This window comes from Collinsella sp. HCP28S3_E12 (assembly GCF_052065595.1).
Lineage (GTDB): Bacteria > Actinomycetota > Coriobacteriia > Coriobacteriales > Coriobacteriaceae > Collinsella.
In genome coordinates this window covers 17809-39590 of record NZ_JBQHTS010000020.1, presented here as the reverse complement: position 1 = coordinate 39590, position 21782 = coordinate 17809, and the positions used below count along the sequence as shown (strand labels likewise).

Below are 21782 nucleotides of genomic sequence, written 5' to 3'. Positions count from 1 at the left end.
CGTAAAGAAAACGCGGAGCGTTTTTAGCGAGCGGGCGAGCGCGCCGGCAGGCGGGCGAAGCCGGTGCGGATCCGCGAAGCGGATGCGCGGAATCCTATACGCCGCACCAATCGAACTTGAAGCCTCCGGCAACGGGGGCTTTTCTTTTACGCCGCCATTCGACCCCAGACACTCGACTGGAATCGTGCGCCTCCGCCCGCGGGAGACTATTTCTTATCGACTCGTGTAAGATTCCGAGTAGATGTCGCGGTCCGTCCGTGACCACTCCTTCGCTATACGACCGATCAGGGTGATATTTCGTGGCAGAGCGTCCGACATACAAGCTCAGGTTTCTCGACCCCAAAAAGCGTTTTCCATCGATGCCAGAGCAACCCGCGGGGCGCTCGTATGGTGTTGTCTGGAAAGTTTTTGGCGAGGATCCTAAAGAGTCTTGCTACGTCGTCGAATTCGTAGGCAAAAGCCACATATCGCTTTTGGGCTACGTGAGCGTGTCAGGTGAGGTCTATAAGGTTGACGGCCCTGTTCAGAAAGTGCCATTGCCCAAGAACCCCGATATGAAATTGGTCCTTGACGAGTCCGATTCCAGTGTTGGCGAGATTTTGGTGCGGGGAGCCAACGGTGCAATGCGCGCTTGTGCGCGAACGGCCGGCTCTCCCGAAGGGCCCATGCGTGAGCAGTCCGACCACGAGACATGGAATTCGAGCCGTGCTCTCCCTTATGGCGAGTTTATGGCCTCGATGTTCTTGCGCTACGTGATATTTGCCGACCCCAACAACGCTCTTGCGAACACGGTACCTGCCGACGAGCTTGATGAGGGTATAAAAAACACCGCCAACAAGATCAAACTCGTAAAGTTGCCCGAGCCGGTCGAGGTGTTTTTGGGCTTTAACACGGCACCGCTCCCCGATGCTATCGAGACGCTGCTCTACCGCGTTGACCATGCCGATAATCCGAGCGGTATCGAGCGTTATGCCGCCGCCCTTATGAGCGAGGTCGATTTGCCCCGACTGCGCACCATCGCTGCCAAGTCCGAGATGGGCCTAGCGCGTATCGACCGCTCAAAGCTGTTCTATCTCAATTTTGATCGTAGCCTGCTGGACCAAGACGAGATTGACATGCTGCTTGCTATCGAGTGTCGTCTTAACCGCCTCTCCGGCATCCTTGAGCGTATTGGGGCAGGGTTGGGCCCCGTTGCCTCGTCGCCAAGCTTTGAGGGCTGCTCGCTCTTTGACCTATGGCATATCAGCAAGACGACAAACGACGTTCCTCGCCTGCTCGAAACGCTGTCGAATGACAACCCGTGGGCCAAACCGGGTACGGTAGCTTGCCAGCCAGGCGGCGAGTGGGACGTTCGCACCCGCTTTGCACGTATCGTAGAAGCACTCAACGTGGTCACGCGGCTCGACTACACCTATCGGGCGAACGTCGCCGAGGGCATCATGCTGGTTCGATTTGGCCGAACGGTTGTCGATGCTATGCCGCAGCGCGAATACGATGCTCAAGATGATGCCTGGCGCGAGGTGGATGAGCCTAAGCGCGCAGCATGGGCCACCGAGCACGATGCGCGCGTGGCGCTCACGCTAGCAGCGGCTTGTTTTGCTGCCGGTGCCAGCATTACGCGCTGCTACGTTCAGATTGCGGCTCCCGATGGCGAGCGGGGCGAGCGCATCATTGCAACATATTCCTTTGGGCGTGCGGCTTATCTGGCCAATTGCGTTCCCGCCGCTAAGAATTTTGAAAGTATGGATATGGATGATATGCCGTGCAAGCGCATGCTTGAGGCATATGAGTCGGACGCGCCGGATGCGATTGAGCCCGCTGAGGTTCATGCTCGCCCGCGTGACGACCACCGTTCGCTGCCGCCGGCGTTGCGCGACCTGCTGCTTGCCGATACGGCTGATGAGCTTGAGGTTATGGAGGAGGGCGATGACCCGTATGTGGCGCGCGTCGCTGAGTTGCGCGAGCGGGCAAAAGTCGACCGCGCGGGTGCGTTTGAGGGCTTTTCCCGTCTTGTTGAGGAGCTGGAGGCCAAGTGCGCCGTTGCCGAGCTTTTGGCGACAGGACCGGTCCAGACGCTGTTTTGCGACAACCAACTGGTGCGTATGGTGCTGCCGGTAATGGAGGAAGACCGCTCCGTTCGTATTTTGCGCGCTCCCGATGCGCTGTACTTTGCCCAGCATGAGATTTGCAGCTTTTACGCCGATCAGGAGGATTTTGAGCGGGCATTGCCCGAGGTGCGTCATCTTTACGATCTGGCGCGCTCATCCATGCAATCACACTTTGCACTCATCAACGTGCTGGCGCGTCTGGAGCGCTATGACGAGGTCATTGAGGTGGCGCGCCACGGCCTGCGCATTGCCAGTGACCGTTCCGCAATCGGCTACCTGTTCTATCGCCTAGCGTTTGCCTACTGGAACTGCGATCAGCTCCAGCTGGCGTTGGCGTGCTACCGCTTGGTACCGCGCGGCGAGGAGTCGGGTAGCAACGCACTGGAGGAAATGCAGGGCCTTATGAACGAGATGGGTGTCAATGAGCCACCGACGTTCGAGGAAGCGGTTGAGACCATCAGTAAGGCCGGGCTCGAACTGCCGCCGGTGCCCGCCGTGTCCAACCAGCTGGCAGACGCTGCTGTGCAGCTGGTCGATAACGGTTTCTTTTTCCTGGCACGCGTCTGCATCTTCCAAATGTGGCGCACGATGGGAAACGATGAGCTCGGATCCCTCAGCCGGTCGTTGGGATAGGGGTTTGATTTATGGGGGAGGAAAGCCTGCCGGCCAATTATCAAAATTTCCCCTTGCCCGGATTCGAGTGTTTGGTTACTATGGAACGGCTGTTACGGAGAGCTGACCGAGAGGCCGAAGGTGCTCGCCTGCTAAGCGAGTATGCCCCAAAAGGGCATCTGGGGTTCGAATCCCCAGCTCTCCGCCAGTATGACTTGAAAGAAGGGTCCCATTTGGGGCCCTTTTTTGATTAGAAGAATGTTAACTGGGGATTCGAACCCTCAAAAAATGAGGCGCCCCGTTGGACGCCTCATTTGGTTCGATGTGATATCGCTTTGGCCCTACACCTCAGGAGCCTTGGCTACGGTCTCGCTCTCGGCTGTGAGCGGGCGGTTGTCGATGCGGCGGCCCAGGCGGTCGAGCTTCACGAGCAGCCACTCGATGGGATTGGGCCCCGTTCCTTCCTCGTCGGCAACCAGGTCCATGACGGCAATCTTGGTGCCGTCCTGCTTAAGCGTAACGCTGCCCACCTTATCGCCAACATGCACCGTGCCCGAAAGGTCATCGTAGCTAACCTTTTCGGTCACTTCGCCGGCGAGTGAGAACACCGTTGCCTGCGCGGTGGGGTCGGCAAGCGTGGCGTCGATCGTTTTGTCTGTCCAGTCGGTTTGACTGACACGTGCCATCAGCGGATTTCCGTTGGCGGTCTTCTTTTGCGTATTGGCGATTTCGACCGTTACCTTGTGGTCGTAATACCAACTAGCAAGTGTGGCCGTATCGGCAAAACGCTGGTCGGTGGTGCTGGAGTTCAAGACAACGGTATAGATCTCGTCGCCATCGCGATTGTAGGCGCTTGCAAAGCAGTATCCGGCATCGTCGGTGGTGCCGGTCTTACCGCCGATATTGCCGTCTTGGTCCAATAAAACATTGTGCGTTTCCATGGAATGCGAATGATCGGAGCCGTCGGCGCCCGTCACTTCGATCCAGGGATCTTTGCTCGCCATGACTTCGCGAATCGTGTCGTCCTTCATGGCCTCTTGCATCATCAATGCCACATCGTGTGCGGTTGAATGCATATCGCCGGCCCATTCGTCAAAATCCAGCCCGTGCGGGTTCTCGAAGAGCGTTCCCGTGCAGCCGAGCTTCTTGGCCTGCTCGTTCATGGCTTTTACAAACGTAGCGACGGCATCTTTGGTCTTGGGGTCAAGTTTTTTGCCCACGTGTTCGGCAAGCGCGATGGCGGCGTCGTTGCCCGAGGGGATCATCAGGCCGCGCAGCGCTTGCTCGACGGTGAGCTCGTCGCCTTCGAGGAGTCCCGCGGTCGAGTTGCCTACGGTTGCCGCCGCGTTGCTCACGGTGATTTTCTCGTCCATTTTGCAGTTCTCGACCGCGAGGATTGCAGTCATGACCTTGGTGATCGAGGCGATTTTGACTTGCTCGTCGGCGCTACGGGCATAGTAGACGGAGCCGTTTTTACCCATGACAAACGCATTGGAGGCATCGATATCGGGCAGGTCTTCGGCTGCAATGCCGCGTGCATCGGCGGCTTTGCCGCAGATGTTATCGGTCGTGAGCACTTGGGCGCCGGCGACGGACGGAATACCGGCGACAAGGGCGACGGCGCAGGCAAGGCCAACGGTCAGCTGCGCGGAACGCTTTACAAGAGGGGTAAGATGCTTCACTGATTTCGCTTTCGACGGGATGGTCTCCTTTGGCTCTAGAGTATATCGTTTACCGGCTGTGCCGCTTGGGGTTTGGCGCGTGCGGTTTATCTTCGTGTCTGAGCGGACGCTTGGGTGTGCACGGTCGATATGATTGCCCGTCGCGTATCGAGGAGGTCCTTACAAATACTTGACAATACCCTCACGCATATATGAGCTGCGATTTTTACTATCGATACTGCTGATTTGATATCGATGTGGAGGTATGCGGTATGACGGCTGCTGCGGCTGTGGGGCCCACGGAGCTCGAGGAGCTAATGGAAGCGCAGGCCGAGGCCGCGCATGAGCGCGAAGTTGGGGATGCGACTCGCCCCACGGCAGAGGACCTTGCCGCCTCGCCGACGCGCATCGATGTCGAGGGCCTCGACCTGTTCTATGGAGATCACCACGCGCTTAAGGATGTGTCCATCAAGATCCGCGACAAGCAGATTACCTCGTTTATCGGTCCTTCGGGCTGCGGCAAGTCGACGTTGCTGCGTTGCTTTAACCGCATGAACGACGGCATCAAGGACTGCCGCATCGAGGGCAAGATTGCGCTCGATGGTCAAGATATCCTGGGCGATTACGACATCTGCCGCCTTCGTCAGCGCGTGGGCATGGTGTTCCAGCGCCCCAACCCGTTTCCCATGAGCATCTACGACAACGTCGCCTATGGCCCCCGCGGTATGGGTGTGCGCGATCGCGCTGTGCTGGATGAGCTGGTCGAGGATTCCCTGCGCCGCGCTGCCCTGTGGGACGAAGTCAAGGACAAACTCAAGGAGTCTGGTCTGAGGCTTTCGGGCGGACAGCAGCAACGTTTGTGCATCGCCCGTGCGCTTGCCGTGCAGCCCGATATTCTGCTGATGGACGAGCCGACCTCGGCGCTCGATCCCGTGTCGACGCTCGTGGTGGAGCAGCTGGCCTGCGAGCTCAAAGAGACCTGCACGCTCGTGGTCGTTACACACAATATGCAGCAGGCGGCGCGCATATCCGATTCCGTCGCGTTTTTCTTGCTAGGTGAGTTGGTGGAGCACGCGCCCACCGCTCAGCTTTTCAAAAATCCTACCGACCCGCGTACGGCGGATTATTTGACGGGCCGTTTTGGCTGATACCATCTAGTAAAGGTACCTTTAGGATTAAGATGCGGTCATGCCGGCCGCAAAGGGGTTCAACATGATCTATTACGTCGAGGACGATGACAACATCAGGGATTTGACGGTCTATGCGCTGCGCAAGCAGGGGATCGAGGCCGAAGGCTTTTCGTGCGACGGTGAGTTTAAGGCTGCCGTGGCGCGACGGGTGCCCGATGCTGTGCTGCTCGATATCATGCTGCCCGATACCGATGGCTTGGCGATTATGCGTCGCCTGCGTGCCGATCGCCTGACGGAGACGGTGCCCATCATGATGCTTACCGCCAAGGATACCGAGCTCGACAAGGTGATGGCGCTCGATGGCGGTGCCGACGATTATCTGACTAAGCCGTTTTCGCTCATGGAGCTTGCGAGCCGCTGCCGCGCACTGCTGCGTCGCGGCGGCATGGTCAAGCAGGCGAGCGATGTGCTCAGCGTGGGCGATATCGTGCTTTCGCCCAGCCATCGCGAGGTGACCGTTGCCGGCGAGCCGCTTAAGCTCACCCTGCGCGAGTTCGACCTGCTCGAGTACCTCATGCGCAAGCCCGGCGTGGTCTTTACCCGCGAGTCGTTGCTGCAGAGCGTGTGGGGCTGGGACTTCGACGGCGGTTCGCGCACCGTTGACGTGCACGTTCAGACGCTTCGCCAAAAACTGGGCGAGCATGCCAGCGCCATCGAGACCGTGCGCGGCGTGGGCTACCGCTTGGCCGAGCCTTCTGCCGGTGACGGTGCCGAAGGTGACGACACCGCGGCCACCGCATCGGAGGAGTAGCCCGTGGTCTTCGCCCCCCAGGGAAAACATACGCTGTCGCACCGCGTTTTTGTGACGATCTTTGTTTGCGCCATGGCGGTTATCGTGGCGTTTACGGTGCTGGGTGCGTTCTTTGTGCAAAACACCTTGGCGGATGCCACGAGTGCCAATCTGGCGCAGGAAACCGAGCTCATTGCTGCCGCCCTCGACGAACAGCAGGAGCCCATCCCGTTCTTGCGTAGCCTCGATCGCGAGGACTTGCGCATTACGCTGATTAACAAGGATGGATCGGTTGCCTACGACAACGAGGCGTCGCCTTCCTCACTGCCCAACCATGGCGATCGCCCCGAGGTCATCGAGGCCTTTGAGAGTGGTTTGGGTTCCGCGGAGCGCGCAAGCTCTACGCTCGACGAGATTATGCTGTATCGCGCCGTCGCCCTTGATAACGGCCAGGTTGTCCGCTTGGCGCAAGCCCAGCCTGGCGTTGCGGCGATTTTGCTGTCGATGGTGGCGCCGATGCTGCTTATCGCAGCAGCGGGTGCAATACTCTCGTTTTTTATGGCGCGCCGCGAGTCCCGTGCAATCATCGCGCCGTTGCAAGAGGTAGATTTGGACCACCCACGCCGTAGCTATGAGCACGCCTATGCCGAGATGGTCCCCATGCTTGAGCGTATCGAGTCGCAGCGCCAGGAACTCAAGCGCCAAATGGCGGTGCTAGCGGACAACGACCGAATGCGCCGCGAGTTCACGGCCAATATCACCCATGAGCTCAAGACCCCGCTTACCGCGATTTCGGGCTATGCCGAGCTTATTGCAAACGGCATGGTTGAGGGCGAGGACGACTTGCGCAACTTTGGTGGCCGCATCTATCGCGAGGCGGGCCGCCTGGCAGCGCTCGTCAACGACATTCTTACGCTTTCCAACTTGGACGAGGCGGAGCGAGCATCCGAGGGCGAGGCGGTGCCCATTGGGTCCACAGAACCCATCGAGCTCTCTCGCGCCATTTTGACGGTGGAACAGCGTCTTGAGCAAGTTGCCCGGCAGTCGAATGTGACCATTGGGCACGAGACGAAGCCCATGGTGATCGAAGGCGTGCCGCGCCTGATTGACGAGCTGATCTACAACCTTGCAAGCAACGCCATTCGCTACAACCGACCTGGCGGTACGGTCACGCTGCGCTGCGGGACCAATGACGAGGGTCATCCGTACCTGTCTGTTGCCGATACGGGTATCGGTATTGCGCCCGAGGAGCAGGGTAAAGTGTTCGAGCGTTTTTATCGCGTGGACAAGAGTCGTTCTAAGGCGCGTGGCGGAACCGGCCTGGGTTTGGCGATCGTCAAACACGCCGCTCTGTACCATCACGCCGCGATTGACCTGTCGAGTGAGCCGGGCGTGGGAACCACCATTACGGTAACGTTTCCCGTGCAACAAGAGGGACCGTTCGCGTAGCGGCATAGCAAAAACCGAGGATTAGACGGTACGCCCGCGCCTCCGCTACCGCGTGAATTGTTGCGCAACTTACACGCGGACGCTGTATCTTATGTATAGAGCTTGGGCATGGTAGAAATATGCGATATTATACGAGCAGTTTTGTCAATACGAACTCGGGAACTGAAAGGCAAGCTGCATGACCCTTCTCGAATTGTTCCAGCTGCTCAAAAAGCACCTCAAGCTGGTCATCACCCTTCCGGTGGTCTGCGCGATCGCCATGGGCATCGTGTCCTTCGTTGCGATGGACAACACCTATACCGCGACGACGAGCATGTACATTCTCGCCAAGACCGACGATAGCGGTCAGATGAGCTACAACGATCTCTCGGCGAGCCAGATGCTTTCCAACGATATCGCCACGCTGCTGGATAGCGATAGCGTTAAGAGCGGCGCCGCCAAGGAACTGGGCCTCACCGATCTGGATGACTACAAGGTGTCTGTTTCCTCCGAGACCACCACGCGTGTCATTACGCTTTCGGTTACCGGCACCGATGCCAAGGAGACGGCTGAGGTCGCAAAGGCCATAGCTAGCTCGGTGAGTACGGTCGCTCAGAACGTCGGCGCTGCCCAGAGCATCAACGTTATCGACGAGGCTAAGACCCCCGAAGCCCCCAGCGGTCCCAAGCGTATGCTGTACGTTGCTGTCGCGTTCCTCGCGGGCATCTTTATCGCAGTTGCCTATGTCGTTTTGGCAGACATGCTCAATACCCGCATCCGCGGTGCAGAAGAGGCAGAAGAGCTCCTGGGCATTCCCGTTGTTGGCCGAATTCCGGCTATGAAAGGTGGTAAATAGGCATGGCTAAGGCAAAGAACACCGATAAGCTCGTTGTACAGAATGCCGCCAAGACCCTTCTGGCCAACATCCGCTTTGCGAGCGTGGATGATCCCATTCGCACCATTACCGTCACGTCCTCGATTCCCAACGAGGGTAAGTCTACGGTTTCCATCAACCTTGCCCAGGCTATCGCCACCAGCGGCAAGAGCGTCCTGCTGGTCGAGGCTGATATGCGTCGCAGGTCCCTTGCCGATATGCTCGGCGTCCGCTCCCGCGGCGGACTCTACGCAGTCCTTTCCGAGCAGGTTTCTATTGACCAGGCGATTGTCGAGACGGGTCAGAAGAACTTCTACTTCCTCGATGCCGAGCCGCATATTCCCAATCCTGCCGACATCATCGTCTCTCACCGCTTTGCCAAGCTGGTAAAGGCACTGTCCGCCAAGTTCCAGTACGTCATCTTTGATGCTCCCCCGGTCGGCACCTTCATCGATGCTGCCGAGATCGCCAGCCTGACTGACGGCACGCTGTTTGTGGTGCGCGAAGACTTCACCAAGCGCGAGGAGGCGCTCAACGCCATCGCTCAGCTTAAGAAGTCCGAGAAGGTCAAGCTCATCGGTACCGTTATGAATTACTGCGAGACCGAGACCAGCGAGTATTACTATTCTTACTACACCAAGGAAGGTAAGAAGGTAAAGAACGGTTCCGCTGCTCAGGGTGCTTCTAAAATGGGCATCTTTACCAACCGGGCAAACGTTTAGTTGATTAAGGCCGACCTATGCGCGACATTCATTGTCATATCTTGCCGGGTGTAGACGACGGCGCTGCCGATCTTGATGAGAGCTTGGCGATGCTTGCAGCTGCCAAGCAGGCTGGCGTAACCAGAATTGTCTGCACCCCGCATTGCCGAGATCCCTATTTTGACTACGACAAGATGTGGGATGCCTTTGAGCTATTGCGGGATAACGCAGATGGTTTTCCGCTTCAGATGGGCTTTGAGGTCAACCACCGAAAGCTCGTCGAGCTGGGCATCGACGCTGCGGAGTACCTGCATTTCGATGGAACCAACGAGTTCCTGCTCGAGCTTTCGACGCATGCTGATTCCTATGCGTTTAGAGAGTACGAGAGTACGATTTACGATTTGCAATGCCGCGGCTACCAGGTGATCATCGCCCATCCCGAGCGATATCGCGCTGTTCAAAAGGATGTGAGTGTGGCCGAGCGTCTGGTCGACATGGGCTGTAAGCTGCAGGCTTCTGCCGACTTTATTGCGGGTGGGCGCTTTGGTCGCGAGAAAAAGCCGGCGCAGCGTCTGTTCGAGCAAAATCTGTACAGCTTTATCGCGAGTGACGCCCATAACGTGGGCCACTACGATTGCCTGGCAAAAGCGCGTGCGAAGTTTAGTGTGCGCGGGGCTCATTTTCGCTAAAATCTGTCCCTAACGTTCTTACTGAATGAAGGGGCCGCCTTGGATATCCAACTTAAGACAGGTTGCTTTGAGGACGCGGCGCTGGTGCGCCGCGCCGTTTTTATGGACGAACAAGGCTATGAAAACGAGTTTGACCAGATTGACGAGGACCCGGGCTGCATCCATGTGACGCTGTATGTGGATGGCCAACTCACCGGCTGCTCGCGCGTGTTTCCCGAGGAGCTGGAGCGCGCGGCAGATGCGGAGGCTCCGGTGCCACCGGCGTGCGACTTGGACGAAGGCGTCGCCGCGGGGGAGACCTACATTATGGGGCGCGTCGCCGTGCTGCCGGCTATGCGTCGTCGCGGGTTGGCAAGCGCGATCGTCGAGGCCAGCGATACATGCGCACGCGATGCCGGCGCTAAACTTATTAAGCTGCACGCGCAGGAATACGTGTTGCCGCTCTATGAAAAGGCTGGCTACACACAAATTGCCCCGGTTGACTACGAAGACGAGGGCCAACCCCATGCCTGGATGGCCAAGCGCGTAGATGGCAGATAGGGACGTTCCTTTTCTGTCGGCAGTTGGGGACACTCCTTGGCAATTGGCGCATCGGAGTGTTCGGACATACAGTTTTTCGATTCCGCATGTATATATGCGCGCTAATGGGTTATAAAATCTAAGTCTGAACATAGCAGGTCTGCGATACGGCTCGGGCAACCGAGCTGTTTTTGCGGACGGGGGTAGCGCGAAAGGACTGCACATGCGTCAATTTAAGACCGAGAGCAAAAAGTTGCTCGACCTCATGATCAACTCCATCTACACCAACAAGGAAATCTTCCTGCGCGAGCTTATCTCTAACGCGAGCGACGCCGTCGACAAGCTCAACTTTAAGAGCCTGCAGGATCCGAGCGTCAAGCTCGACCAGGGCGACCTGGCTATTCGCGTCTCCTTTGATAAAGACGCCCGCACCATTACCATCTCGGATAACGGCATTGGCATGACCGCCGAGGAGCTCGAGCGCAACCTGGGCACCATTGCCCATTCCGGCTCCGAGGAGTTTAAGACCGAGAACGCCGAGCAGCAGGGTTCGGATGTCGACATCATCGGTCAGTTTGGCGTGGGCTTCTACTCGGCCTTTATGGTCGCCAGCCACGTGAAGGTGGTCAGCCGCGCTTATGGCGAGGATGTCGCCCATGTGTGGGAATCCGACGGTCTTGAGGGCTATACCATCGAGGACGGCGAGCGCGCCGAGCACGGCACCGATGTCATCCTGACGCTGCGCGAGAACGAGAAGCTCGACGCCGATGGCGAGGCCGAGACCTACGATCGCTTCCTGACCGAGTGGGGCCTCAAGAGCCTGATTCAGCAGTACAGCAACTATGTGCGCTACCCAATCCAAATGATGGTCTCCAAGAGCCGCCAGAAACCCAAGCCCGAGGACGCGCCGGAGGATTACAAGCCCGAGTACGAGGACTACCAGGAGCTCGAGACCGTTAACTCCATGACGCCGATCTGGAAGAAGCGCAGCTCCGATGTTGAGCAGAAGGACTATGACGAGTTCTACAAGTCTACGTTCCACGACTTTGACGATCCTGCGCGCACCATCAGCTTCCACGCCGAGGGTACGCTCGAGTACGACGCCCTGCTGTTTGTGCCGGGCCGCGCGCCGTTCGATTTGTACAGCAAGGACTACGAAAAGGGCCTGGCGCTCTACAGCTCCAACGTCCTGATCATGGAGAAGTGCGACGACCTGCTTCCCGACTACTATAACTTTGTCCGCGGCGTCGTGGATTCCGCCGACGTGTCGCTCAACATCTCGCGCGAGACGCTGCAGCAGAACCGTCAGCTCAAGGCTATCGCCAAGCGTGTGGAAAAGAAGATTACCGCCGACCTTGAGGATATGCGTGACAACGACCGCGAGGCCTACGAGAAGTTCTTTGAGAACTTTGGCCGTGGCCTTAAGTACGGCATCTATTCGAGCTATGGCATGAAGGCCGATGAGCTCGCCGACCTGCTGCTGTTCTGGTCTGCCAAGGAGCAGAAGATGATTACCCTGGCCGAGTATGCCAAGGGCATGCCCGAAGATCAGAAGGCCATCTACTACGCCGCCGGCGACTCGCGTGAGCGCTTGACCAAGATGCCCGTGGTAAAGGGCGTACTCGACCGCGGCTATGACGTGCTGCTGCTGACGCAGGATGTAGATGAGTTCACGTTCCAGGCTATGCGTGAGTACGTTGCCGTCGATATGCCCAAGATCTACGAGGACGACGCTGCCCGCGAGGCTGCCGAGAAGGCTGTTGCCGACGGTGCCGAGCCCGAGGTCGAGGATCGTCACCTGGAGCTCAAGAATGTCGCTACCGGCGATCTTGACCTGGCGACCGAGGACGAGAAGAAGGAGGCCGAGGACGCCACTAAGGAGAACGAGGACCTCTTTAGCGCCATGAAGGAGGCACTCGGTGACAAGGTCGAGAAGGTCGCCGTCTCTGCGCGCCTGACCGATGCTCCCGCGTGCATCATCACCGAGGGTCCGCTTTCGCTCGAGATGGAGAAGGTGCTTCAGAAGGGTCCCGAGGGTGCGCCCGACGGTATGCCCAAGAGCCAGCGTGTGCTCGAGCTCAACGCCAAGCACCCGGTCTTTGCCAAGCTCGTCGCTGCCCAGAAGGCGGGCGACGCCGACAAGATCAAGCAGTACTCCGGCCTGCTCTATGACCAGGCCCTGCTCGTCGAGGGTATTTTGCCCGAGGACCCCGTTGCCTTCGCGGCGGCTGTCTGCGAGCTTATGTAATTGGTTCCGCCGTTCTGCCGAACGGCGGACCGGTCGACGCTGCGCGGGCACCAGAGCGACAACTTGTCATTCAAAGAGGACGGCATGACCAGAAGGTCTATGCCGTCCTCTTTTCATGCCAATTTGTTCGCTCTGGTGCCCGCTCGCTGGCATTGCCAAAACATCGACGTTACCGTGGTCCAAACTAGTCGTTGGGGACGTTCTTGTTTGACTAGTCGTTTAAGAACGTTCCTAATGACTAAAGAACGTCCCCAACGACTAGTTGGGTTGCTAATTTGTGCGGGTTGTGGTTTTGGGAGCTGCGGGAATTTAAGATACTGTACAACTGTACGTTAACTCATCTTCGTAGTATATTGCTACCCGCAAAACTCAATACCATTGTGCCCTGAGACGCTAAAGCGCCTTCGTACAATGGTTATCGATAGTACGATTCGATTCAACGACAGGATGGATGGTCCAAGCGTGAGTCTCGGCAGCAAACTATCCGATGCAAAGGTTTCCTTTGCAATCTTTAAACGCGACATCAAGCGATTGATCGTGAACCCCGTCGCCCTGGTGGTTACCCTCGGCGTGTGCGTTATTCCCTCGCTGTATGCCTGGTACAACATCGTTGCCAACTGGGATCCGTACGGAAACACCCAGGGTATCAAGATTGCCATCGCCAACAACGATCAGGGCACCCAAAACGACTTGGTGGGCGAGCTCAACGCGGGCGATAAGGTCGTCGATCAGCTCAAGGAGAACGATCGGCTGGGCTGGACCTTCGTCGATTCGGCGGCCGATGCCAAAGAGGGCGTTGAGAGCGGTGAGTACTATGCGGCCATCGTAATCCCCAAGAACTTCTCGGATAACCTGGTTTCGATGCTCGACGGCAACTACCATCAGCCCAAGCTTACGTACTACGTCAATGAGAAGAAGAGCGCTATTGCGCCCAAGGTTACCGACACCGGTGCCAACACCATCGAGGAGCAGATCAACTCGGAATTTGTCTCCACGGTGGGCGAGACCGTTGCCGGTATCGCCAAGGATGCCGGAGTCGATTTAAAGGACAAGGCAACCCAGACCCAGGATTCGCTGGCAAGTTCGGTGTCCGAAGCATCCGATACCTTGGGCGAGGTGCGTGGTTCGATTGGCGACATGAATGCCGCCATCGATAAGACAAGCAGCTCGATTGCTTCGGCCGATGCTGCGTTGGCGGGCCTGCAGGGACAGGCGCCTTCGCTAACGCAGGCAATCGCTCAGGGTAATGATCTGCTGGGCGAAGCTCGCACCACGGCTGGCAAGTCCATCACCTCGCTTTCCAAGGCGCTCTCGGAGGGCAGCGCCGCGTTGAGCAAGACGTCGGCTTCCGCGTACACCGCGGTCGGAAAGATGACGGGTGCTTTGACGTCCACAACCACCCGCATCGACAACTCGCGCGAATCGCTTCAGGCGACGATCGACCATAACAAGACTCTTATCGAGAGTCTGCAGAAGCTGGCCGACAGCGCGCCGACGGGCTCGGAAGAAGTTAATGCGCTGATCGCGTCTGCGATTGATATGCTTCGAGGGCAAATTGAGAGCCTTCAGGCCGTCAAGAATAATCTCTCCGATCAGTCAAACGCTATTGCGAATGACGCTTTGGCTGTCTCGGGCGCCAGCGATGCTATCGACATTGCGATCAAAACCGGTACGACCAACATGAATCAGGCTCAGACGGATCTGGGGCAGAACGCGCTGCCGAAGGCTTCGAGCGCTCTGGACTCCTTCGCCGCCGTTTCGGGCGACCTGACCGGCATCGTATCGGGTCTTACGCCCACGATTGCGAGCGCGCGTGGCACGCTGGCCCAACTCGATGCGACGCTCAAACAGGCCAAGACCACACTGTCCCAGACCGATGCCTCGCTTGCCAAGGTTCAGGACAAGCTCGCGACCGCCGCCAATGACATTGCGGCGCTGCAGACCTCTGAGTCTATGGGCGAGTTGGCCGGCCTCATGGACGTCGACGTCGATGACGTGGCAGATTTCATGGCATCTCCGGTTGAGCTGACGTCCAAGTCAATCTATCCGGTCAAGAGCTTTGGCTCGGGCATCGCGCCCTTCTACACCAATCTGGCGCTGTGGGTAGGCGGCTATGTGCTCATCGCCATCTACAAGCTCGAGGTCGACCGTGAAGGCATCGGCAGCTTTACCGCGCGTCAGGGCTACTTTGGTCGCTGGTTGCTCCTGGTGATCCTGGGCGCGTTCCAGGCCATCATCGTTACGGTGGGCGATCTGGTCATTGGCGTTCAGTGCGTCAATCCGCTGCTCTTTGTGCTGGGCGGCATCGCTATCTCGTTCACCTACGTCAACATCATCTATGCGCTGTCCACTACCTTTAAGCATATCGGCAAAGCCATTGGCGTCATCCTCGTCATTGTGCAGATCCCCGGCTCGTCGGGCATGTATCCCATCGAGATGATGCCCGGCTTCTTCCAGTGGCTGCACCCGCTGCTGCCCTTCACCTATGGCATCAACCTGCTGCGCGAGACCGTCGGCGGCATGTATTCGTTCAACTACCTGTTTAACCTGTGCATCCTGGGCGTGTTCTTGATCGTGGCGCTCTTTATCGGTCTGCAGCTGCGCCCGTTGCTGCTCAACCTCAATCTGCTCTTTGATAAACAGCTTTCCACGACCGGTATGATGATTTGCGAGTCCAACGACCTGCCGCGCCAGCGCTACTCGCTGCGCACGGCCATGCGTGTCATGCTCGATTCCGATTCGTACCGTCGCGAACTGCTCGATCATGCGGTCGCCTTTGAGCATCGCTACCCGTACTACATCAAGGGCGGTTTTGCCGCCGTGGTAGGCGTGCAGGTCCTGCTCTTTGTCCTGTCGACGGTGCTCGATATCGACAATAACGGCAAGATCATCCTGCTCGTTATCTGGATCATTTCGGTTATCGCCATCTGTGGCTGGCTCATCAACATCGAGTACATCCGCGCGAGCCTCAATACCCAGATGCGTATCTCGGCGCTTTCGGACGAGGACCTGCGCCGCGAGATGCGCGAGCACACGGCTGCCATCCCCGCCGCCCGTCGCATGTTTGGTCTCAACGCCAGCGAGCGGGGCACCAAGGACAGCGAACAGCCCACGAGCCGTCTGCCGCATATCGGTGCGCATCGTAAGGCTCAAGATGCCGACGGCGTTGACAACGTAAACGGAAACGACGGGGACACCACCCCGCTTGGCAAGCACTCTAAAGGAGGTGAGGCATAAATGAAAAACATCCTGCACCTGTTTAAGCGCGATGTCCAAAACGTGTCTCGCTCCGTGATCGGCATGGTCGTCGTGATGGGCCTCATTATCGTGCCGTGCCTGTACGCGTGGTTTAACATCGCCGGCAGCTGGGATCCCTACGGCAATACCGGCAACCTTAAGATTGCCGTGGTCAATACCGATGAGGGCTACGAGAGCGATCTGATCCCCGTCGAGGTCAACGTGGGCGAAAACGTAACCGCCACCCTGCGCGGCAACGAGAACTTCGACTGGGTTGTCCTCAACGACCGCGATAAGGCGATCGAGGGCGTTAAGTCGGGCGCGTACTACGCTGCCGTCGTTATCCCTAAAACGTTTAGCGCCGACATGATGACGCTTTTCTCGACTGAGGTGAAGCATGCCGATATCGAGTTCTACGAGAACCAGAAGGCCAACGCCATCGCGCAGATCGTGACCGAGAAGGGCTCGAGCGCCGTCCAGAGCCAAGTCAATGAGACCTTTACCAAGACCATCACGACCATCGGCCTTAAGACGGTGTCCAGCCTGCTCGATTACATGAGCACCGACCAGGTGAGCAACTTTATCGCCAACCTGTCCTCGACGCTGGGCGATTCGGTCCAGGGCTTGCAGGACATTCAGGCCAGCGCAACGTCGCTTGCGGGCATTTTGAGCTCCACGTCCGATTCGCTGACGTCGGCGAGCGGTATGCTCAAGCAGTCCGGATCGACCGAGGAGTCGGTGAAGCAGCTCATGCGGCATGCCGAGAGCGGTATTGCCGATTCCGAGCAAGCGCTCAAGTCCGCCAGCGATGCGATCGATGCCGCTATTGATGGGAGCGCGGGTTCGTTCGATAACGTTTCCACCGAGCTCGAAAATGCATTCGATGCTGCAAACCAGCATGTCAATCTTACGGTGTCCCAACTCGATGCTGCCGCCAAGGCCCTCAATGCGCGCGCCAAGGATATCGATGCGATGGCCGATCAACTCTGCAGACTTGCCGACCAGGTGAGCGATGAGAATTTGAAGGACGGCCTCAAGTCCGCCGCGACGTCGCTGGGCGGAATCGCCGATGAGTACCGCAACAATGCGAAGGACCTGACGGCGACCGAGGAGTCTCTCTCCGGCAGCATGGCCGAGGTCATCAACTCGCGTGCCTTGGTCGACCAGGCCATCGCCGATGCCAAGGCCGGCATCGCGGGCGCCAAATCCGATTACGATTCCACGTTCTCGGTTAAGGCCAAGGAGCTCAAGAAGACCGTCTCGGGCATTCTAGACTCGCTCGATGGTATCTCGGGCGATCTGGATAGCGCCGTAGATGGCCTGACCGACGCATCCGGTTCGCTGGCAAAGGGCCTCTCCAAGGCTGCAAAGCTGGTCAACAAGGCTTCCGATCAGCTGGGCGAGGCGTCGGACAAGATCAGCGCGTTTAAGGACGAGCTCGACGGTGCCCTTATGTCAGATGATCTTGCGACGATCAAGACGATGATCGGCAACGATCCCGAGGGTTTGGCCGTGTCGCTTTCCGGCCCCGTTGCGCTCGATCGCAAGCCGGTCTATCCGATCCGCAACTACGGTTCGGCCATGGCACCGTTCTACACGATTCTGTCGCTCTGGGTTGGCTCGATCGTACTGGCGGCCATGATGAAGGTCTCGGTCGACGATGAGCTCATCAACGAGCTCATCCCCGTACGCCTGCACGAGATCTACCTGGGCCGTTATCTGTTCTTTGGCGGTCTGGCCTTGCTGCAGGCAACGCTCGTGTGCGCCGGCGATATCTTGTTCTTTGGAATCCAGTGCGACAACCCGCTGCAGTTTGTGTTGGCGGGCTGGATCGCGAGTCTCGTGTTCTCCAATATCGTCTACACGCTTACGGTTTCGTTTGGCGATATCGGCAAGGCCCTCGCTGTCGTGCTGTTGGTCATGCAGGTCGGTGGCTCGGGCGGCACATTCCCCATCGAGATGACCGGCCCCGTGTTCCAGGCGATCTATCCGTTCCTGCCGTTTACCCATGGCATCAACGCCATGCATGCCGCCATGGCTGGCGCCTACCATATGGAGTACTGGGTTGAGCTGGGTATTCTGGCGAGCTATCTGATTCCGTCGCTGGCCCTGGGTGTGGTCTTCCGTCGTCCGGTCATCAAAGCCAACGACTGGATTATCGAAAAGCTGGAGTCGACAAAGCTAATTTAGTGCGGCAACGTTAACGCTGATGTAGCACTAATGCCAGCGAGCGAGCCGCATTTGCGCCAAGGTGACGTGAAATGAAAGGGCGCTGACCTTCTGGTCGCGCCCTTGAAATTGAACGTCAGATTGGCGTGAATGCGGCTCGCGCAGCGTCGGCCGGTCCGCCGTTCGGTAGAACGGCGGAACAAAACGCTTTAGTGGGCTGAATTGCGTGGGCTGCTTGATTGTTGCTACAGTTGCGGGGCGTGCCGGGGGTCCGGCGCGTCCCGTTTTTATTTGACCATGAGGCGGCATGCGGTCGCGCGCGTGCGGACACCACGCCCAGACCGAGCGCGAGGATGCCCTATGGCCCATCATGCCGTTATTGAAATCGAAAATATGCCCGATAGCCCTGTAGCCCGTGAAGACCTGGGTGCCGGCGGTGCCTCTCGCGGTGCCGGTGCGCGCTCGCCGCTGTTCTGGAAGGTCTTGCTACTTTCGATAGCGGTCATCTGGGGCTATTCCTTTACCACCATGAAGGACGCGCTCGATACCATTCCGGTGTTCGAGCTGCTCTACATTCGCTTTCTTCCGGCGTCGCTGGTCATGCTTGCCGTCTTCCACAAGCGCATTGTTGCCCATTTCAACGCTCGAAATCTGATTGTTGGACTTGGCATGGGCGTGCTCATGTGGGGTGCCTACGGTTTGCAGACGATTGGCCTGGCGCAGACCACGGCAGGCAAAAGCGCGTTTTTGACGGGCACGTACTGCATCTTGGTTCCGTTTGCGAGCTATGTCCTAAGCGGCGAAAAACTTACCCGTTACAACTTGGGCGCCGCGTTACTGTGCCTGGCGGGCATTGGCTTGGTGGCGCTTGATAGCGTCGAGTTCAATGTCGGCGATGTTATTACGCTGGGCGGCGCGGTCTTCTTTGCCATCCAGATGGCGGTGGCCGCTAAGTACGGTCGCAAGATGGACATCAACGTCATCACGTTTTGGATGTTTGCGGGCAACGGTGTGCTGTGCCTGATCTCTTCGCTGCCGTTCGAGACCCAGGCGCCTTTATCCGTGTGGACGCCGAGCTTTATTGGCGTGATGGCATTTCTCTCGGTAGGCTGCACATGCGTGGGTTTGCTCATCCAAAACGTGGGCTTGGCGCATGTCCCGGCCTCGACGGGCTCACTACTGCTTTCGATGGAGTCGCCATCGGGCGTGCTGTTCTCGGTGCTGCTGATGGGGGAGGTGCTCACCTCGCGTTTGCTTGCCGGCTTTGCGCTCATCTTCCTGTCGATTATCTTGAGCGAGACGCACTTTGGCTTTTTGCGTAACTCTCCGTTAGACCAGCGTTGACGTAATAATGTCCCGTCCCCGCCCTAAGATGAATGTCGCCAAACATCAACATCGAAGAGACGGGGACGGGATGCTGGACATCATACTCCATGAGATGGAGGGGCTCTCCCTCGGGGAGAAGCGTGATCTCATCTGTGCCACGAAGGCGGCGGTCGCGCGCGAGCTTGGCAAGCAGGCAGATGGCGCGACGCCCAGATCATGCCCCCGGTGCGGCTCTTCCTCCTTCATCAGGAAAGGGCACAATGCCGACGGCTCCCAGCGCTGGCTCTGCAAGGGGTGCGGGAGGACATTCTCGTCCAAGAGCAGGGGCCTGCTCGCCGCCTCGAAGCTCGATGCCACGACCTGGGCGCTCTTCGTGGAAGCAACGCTTTCGGGCTCAAGCCTGAGGGAAGGCGGTACTCGGGGATGCCATAGCGGAGGACACCGCCTGCTGCCTTTTCTGCCTCATAGATATCGACCGCATAGCCAAGGACCCGAAGCGATGCTGCTGCCTGAAGGCCGGCAGGGCCTGCGCCCACGACGGCGACCGACTCTTTCCATTCGGGGTGCCAGCAGCAAGGACCTCCATGCCGCAGGATTCCTCGAAGTCGCAGACGAAGCGCTGGATGCCGCCGATATCGATCGGCTTGTCGATGCCGGTGCGCGAGCAGGCAAGCTCGCAGGTGCGCTCTGTCGGGCACACACGTGCGCAGACAGCGCCAAGCGCATTGTTGCTGCGGATGGTTGCTGCAGCGCCCTTGAAGTTCCTGAAGCGCACGCTCCTGATGAAGCTTGCAGGATCGGTGCCTGCCGGGCACCCCTTCGAGCAGGGTGCGTCATGGCAGAGGAGGCAGCGTGCTGCCTCCTGGGCTACGGTCACGCCGGTATAGGCCTGGCCGAGCTCTTCGGTATAGGGAGTAGCCATATTCTCTCTTCCTCTCCACATCATGCAGAAACTCCCTGCCAGCTCTGCCCTTCCCCCGAAAATGCAGAGCCCTCAGCAGGGAGTTCTCACCTTAGTAACTATTCGGATATCTTTTGATAATTCTTTGTAAACGGTCATGAAAAAACTGCTGTCCATGCCAGAAAGATGTATACGCATCCATAGACATTCAGCGACGTGCTCGTCACGGACACTCAGCACCCATTGCGGCTATGAGGTGCACCTTTGCAGATTGAAGGAGTCATAGCAAGGTTCCTGGCCCGTGCTCCGGCAAGCCCGGAAAGATATCCTCCCGATTCCGTAAACGGCATACGTTGCTCCGGCGCAGGCTCGCAGAAAGGCCTTCGGCAGCAAAGAAGGCCCGCACGGATGGCGGGCCTTCGCTTCCTATCTCTTCTTCTGGCCGGGCAAAAGGGTGTCTGGCCCATCGCTGCCGGATGGCCCCTGATCCCGAGCTTTCTTCTTGAGCTTTGCCTTCTTGCGGAGACGGTAGACAACGATATCGAGGACAAGGGCAATGACGGCAACAACCACGATAAGGACAGCCCATTCACGGGCGCCCCAGTGCCTGTTCTGAAGCATTGATGCTTCCTGTGCTTCCTCCTGCGAATAGTCGGTCCTCACGCAGTGGACCAGAAGCCGATGGTCATTCACGCCGTAGGGCGTGCAGGTGACAAGCGTCAAGAGGTCCTGGCCTGGCTGGATGGCAAGAGATTCCGTCTCGTCGGGCCAGACCACCTCCGAAGAGGTGACACGGTAGGCCAGGATGTCTCCCATCGTATGCAGCAGGACGATGTCGCCCTCCTCGAGCTCGTGGATATCGTCGAACATCCTGAGGTTCCGCATGCCGGAGTGTGCCGTCAGGACCGTATGCGTCGATGTGCCCCCGACAGGCAGGCTCGAACCTTCAAGATGTCCCACACCTGCCATCAGGACCGCATCTGAGGTGCCGTGATAGATCGGCATGCTGACATTGATCGAGGGAATCTCGATCCAGCTCATCATGGGGTCGTTCTCATAGGTGAGCTGCTGACCATAGGAAACGATATCGTCCTCGGGTATCGAAGGCGCATCTCCGGCAAGCACGGCATTGTAGCTCTGTGCCTGCTGGAGATACCACTGCTTCTGGTCAGCAGGAAGCGCATCGACCTCGGCTGTGACCTTCGAGATCGTAGCGCCAACGCCCTGGCTTTCGAAGTAATCGACCACCCACGGCCACACGAGAAGGCCGACACCAAAAAGGATCACCAGAGCCGTGATGAGCCGGTCTGCCCAGCGCGGCAGTCTGCGTGAGGCTCTCTTCTTTCCCTCACCTTTTCCCAAACGATCTCACCTTCTCAAAGAACAGGC

15 protein-coding genes, 1 tRNA gene and 2 pseudogenes are annotated in these 21782 nt (G+C 58.2%); 14 read left to right on the top strand and 4 right to left on the bottom strand.

The window, feature by feature from the left end; all coding sequences use genetic code 11:
- The first annotated feature begins 554 nt into the window (after positions 1–554).
- Together ACTNBY_RS07985 and ACTNBY_RS07980 are read left to right on the top strand one after the other, a co-directional pair.
- Positions 555–2741 carry a tetratricopeptide repeat protein gene (locus tag ACTNBY_RS07985; RefSeq protein ID WP_441064071.1) on the top strand — a complete coding sequence of 729 codons (2187 nt, stop codon included), beginning with the start codon at positions 555–557 and terminating at the stop codon, positions 2739–2741.
- Positions 2742–2837: 96 nt separating this feature from the next.
- Positions 2838–2928 (top strand) — tRNA-Ser (locus tag ACTNBY_RS07980).
- Between the two features lie 133 nt (positions 2929–3061).
- Here ACTNBY_RS07980 and ACTNBY_RS07975 read toward each other — a convergent pair.
- Positions 3062–4402, bottom strand: coding sequence for a D-alanyl-D-alanine carboxypeptidase family protein (locus ACTNBY_RS07975; RefSeq protein ID WP_441064070.1), 1341 nt, complete (start codon positions 4400–4402; stop codon positions 3062–3064).
- A gap of 251 nt (positions 4403–4653) precedes the next feature.
- Here ACTNBY_RS07975 and pstB point away from each other — a divergent pair, with 251 nt between their 5' ends.
- From pstB to ACTNBY_RS07915, 12 genes and pseudogenes are all read left to right on the top strand, one after another.
- A complete protein-coding gene (gene pstB, locus ACTNBY_RS07970; RefSeq protein ID WP_441064069.1) occupies positions 4654–5529 on the top strand; it encodes a phosphate ABC transporter ATP-binding protein PstB in 876 nt (291 codons plus the stop codon).
- A 64-nt stretch (positions 5530–5593) separates the two neighbouring features.
- Positions 5594–6322, top strand: coding sequence for a response regulator transcription factor (locus ACTNBY_RS07965; RefSeq protein WP_154517679.1), 729 nt, complete (start codon positions 5594–5596; stop codon positions 6320–6322).
- Positions 6323–6325: 3 nt separating this feature from the next.
- Positions 6326–7750, top strand: a complete 1425-nt coding sequence (locus ACTNBY_RS07960) for a sensor histidine kinase (protein WP_441064068.1) — start codon at positions 6326–6328, stop codon at positions 7748–7750.
- A gap of 178 nt (positions 7751–7928) precedes the next feature.
- Positions 7929–8585 carry a YveK family protein gene (locus ACTNBY_RS07955; RefSeq protein ID WP_349074521.1) on the top strand — a complete coding sequence of 219 codons (657 nt, stop codon included), beginning with the start codon at positions 7929–7931 and terminating at the stop codon, positions 8583–8585.
- A gap of 2 nt (positions 8586–8587) precedes the next feature.
- A complete protein-coding gene (locus ACTNBY_RS07950; RefSeq protein ID WP_441057094.1) occupies positions 8588–9325 on the top strand; it encodes a CpsD/CapB family tyrosine-protein kinase in 738 nt (245 codons plus the stop codon).
- A gap of 17 nt (positions 9326–9342) precedes the next feature.
- Positions 9343–9993 carry a tyrosine-protein phosphatase gene (locus tag ACTNBY_RS07945; RefSeq protein WP_441057096.1) on the top strand — a complete coding sequence of 217 codons (651 nt, stop codon included), beginning with the start codon at positions 9343–9345 and terminating at the stop codon, positions 9991–9993.
- A gap of 39 nt (positions 9994–10032) precedes the next feature.
- Complete coding sequence (locus tag ACTNBY_RS07940) at positions 10033–10533, top strand: GNAT family N-acetyltransferase (protein ID WP_427795298.1); 501 nt, start codon at positions 10033–10035, stop codon at positions 10531–10533.
- A 202-nt stretch (positions 10534–10735) separates the two neighbouring features.
- On the top strand, positions 10736–12760 hold the full coding sequence (gene htpG, locus ACTNBY_RS07935) for a molecular chaperone HtpG (protein WP_441064066.1): 2025 nt from the start codon (positions 10736–10738) through the stop codon (positions 12758–12760).
- Between the two features lie 462 nt (positions 12761–13222).
- Positions 13223–15997, top strand: a complete 2775-nt coding sequence (locus tag ACTNBY_RS07930) for a YhgE/Pip family protein (RefSeq protein WP_441064065.1) — start codon at positions 13223–13225, stop codon at positions 15995–15997.
- Positions 15998–18187: a YhgE/Pip family protein gene (locus ACTNBY_RS07925; RefSeq protein ID WP_441064064.1), complete on the top strand. Its 2190-nt coding sequence runs from the start codon at positions 15998–16000 to the stop codon at positions 18185–18187.
- A gap of 339 nt (positions 18188–18526) precedes the next feature.
- Positions 18527–19510: a DMT family transporter gene (locus tag ACTNBY_RS07920; RefSeq protein ID WP_441064063.1), complete on the top strand. Its 984-nt coding sequence runs from the start codon at positions 18527–18529 to the stop codon at positions 19508–19510.
- A gap of 7 nt (positions 19511–19517) precedes the next feature.
- Positions 19518–19796: pseudogene (locus ACTNBY_RS07915) on the top strand (transposase); the annotation flags it as partial.
- Here ACTNBY_RS07915 and ACTNBY_RS07910 read toward each other — a convergent pair.
- The 3 genes and pseudogenes from ACTNBY_RS07910 to ACTNBY_RS07900 form a co-directional block, all read right to left on the bottom strand.
- Positions 19738–20028 (bottom strand): NAD(P)-binding protein, encoded by a 291-nt coding sequence (locus ACTNBY_RS07910; protein WP_441064062.1) that lies wholly within the window; start codon positions 20026–20028, stop codon positions 19738–19740. The pseudogene ACTNBY_RS07915 and the gene ACTNBY_RS07910 sit on opposite strands and share 59 nt — an antisense overlap.
- A 71-nt stretch (positions 20029–20099) precedes the next feature.
- Positions 20100–20414: pseudogene (locus ACTNBY_RS07905) on the bottom strand (hypothetical protein); the annotation flags it as partial.
- A 405-nt stretch (positions 20415–20819) separates the two neighbouring features.
- Positions 20820–21680 carry a class C sortase gene (locus ACTNBY_RS07900; protein ID WP_441064061.1) on the bottom strand — a complete coding sequence of 287 codons (861 nt, stop codon included), beginning with the start codon at positions 21678–21680 and terminating at the stop codon, positions 20820–20822.
- Between the last annotated feature and the right edge of the window lie 102 nt (positions 21681–21782).

What these genes read in the sequence shown, in the direction of transcription:
- ACTNBY_RS07985 (WP_441064071.1), top strand. Translation starts at nt 555, where the DNA reads ATGAAATTGGTCCTTGACGAGTCCGATTCCAGTGTTGGCGAGATTTTG.
- pstB (WP_441064069.1), top strand. Translation starts at nt 4,654, where the DNA reads ATGACGGCTGCTGCGGCTGTGGGGCCCACGGAGCTCGAGGAGCTAATG.
- ACTNBY_RS07965 (WP_154517679.1), top strand. Translation starts at nt 5,594, where the DNA reads ATGATCTATTACGTCGAGGACGATGACAACATCAGGGATTTGACGGTC.
- ACTNBY_RS07955 (WP_349074521.1), top strand. Translation starts at nt 7,929, where the DNA reads ATGACCCTTCTCGAATTGTTCCAGCTGCTCAAAAAGCACCTCAAGCTG.
- ACTNBY_RS07950 (WP_441057094.1), top strand. Translation starts at nt 8,588, where the DNA reads ATGGCTAAGGCAAAGAACACCGATAAGCTCGTTGTACAGAATGCCGCC.
- ACTNBY_RS07945 (WP_441057096.1), top strand. Translation starts at nt 9,343, where the DNA reads ATGCGCGACATTCATTGTCATATCTTGCCGGGTGTAGACGACGGCGCT.
- htpG (WP_441064066.1), top strand. Translation starts at nt 10,736, where the DNA reads ATGCGTCAATTTAAGACCGAGAGCAAAAAGTTGCTCGACCTCATGATC.
- ACTNBY_RS07925 (WP_441064064.1), top strand. Translation starts at nt 15,998, where the DNA reads ATGAAAAACATCCTGCACCTGTTTAAGCGCGATGTCCAAAACGTGTCT.
- ACTNBY_RS07920 (WP_441064063.1), top strand. Translation starts at nt 18,527, where the DNA reads ATGGCCCATCATGCCGTTATTGAAATCGAAAATATGCCCGATAGCCCT.